Consider the following 808-nt stretch of genomic DNA (forward strand, 5'->3'; position numbering starts at 1 on the left):
CCAGGAAGTGAACGAAAATCCAGTGCCTTTCCGTTGGAAGTACGGTTTGGAAAATTGACAGGGCACGAACGTTATTTCAGGAGCTATCTACTAGTTACATTCTTAGCGTTTTTCGCAGTGCTTTTCCCGGTGTTTCTCGCAGCATTCTTCCCAGCGTTTCCCAACATTTTAGAAATTAGTTTAATCAATGGGCCGTTATTATGCGTCCATATTTCGGACTCCGTAACGAAGTAATTATGTACTCCTCCAACTTCGAAGTTATTATACAGGCGTACTGCTGTTCTTCATCTCGATCCGGTCGATCGGATAGGACTTGCCTTCCGCATTTTGAAGCAGATCTCCCGCCTTCAGATGGCTTGCTTCCACCCATCCTTGGCCATGCACCCAGAACGGATGCTCCCCGGTTGTCGTGATTGGAATTCCTTTGACGGTAATATGATACGTCTCATCCGCCTGACTCTGGAATAACTGAACAACTCTATGATACTCTGTTTTTCCCGTTGTTTCATCTTTTGCCTGAACGAGATCCCCGACCCAGATTTGTTCAATCGGCTTGAATCCTGCTTCCGTCTGAACCAAGGTGCCATTCGCGAAATCTGCATAAGCAAGAGGAAGGCTTGTAAATGAAAGGGCAAAAAATAATAATAGGGCTATAAATTTTTTCATATTCTGCTCCTTTTTATAAAAGAAATTCAATCAATAACCACTTCTTTCCCCCCCCTCCTGTATGAGAGATTAGTATTTGTTGTTAAAAAATACCGTTGTTGAGTATAACAAAACTGGTGATTTATGTGTTAAAATATTGTAA

General features: G+C 42.2%; 2 protein-coding genes. One reads left to right on the forward strand and one right to left on the reverse strand.

Annotated features, from left to right (window positions below; translation table 11 throughout):
- Positions 1–234, forward strand: a 234-nt coding sequence (locus tag PPOP_RS24860; RefSeq protein ID WP_234399904.1) for a hypothetical protein, incomplete at its 5' end; no start/stop codon positions are given.
- A gap of 27 nt (positions 235–261) precedes the next feature.
- Here PPOP_RS24860 and PPOP_RS18720 read toward each other — a convergent pair.
- Positions 262–666 carry a polymorphic toxin-type HINT domain-containing protein gene (locus tag PPOP_RS18720; RefSeq protein ID WP_006288277.1) on the reverse strand — a complete coding sequence of 135 codons (405 nt, stop codon included), beginning with the start codon at positions 664–666 and terminating at the stop codon, positions 262–264.
- Between the last annotated feature and the right edge of the window lie 142 nt (positions 667–808).

This window comes from Paenibacillus popilliae ATCC 14706 (genome assembly GCF_000315235.1).
GTDB classification, from domain to species: Bacteria; Bacillota; Bacilli; order Paenibacillales; family Paenibacillaceae; genus Paenibacillus_B; species Paenibacillus_B popilliae.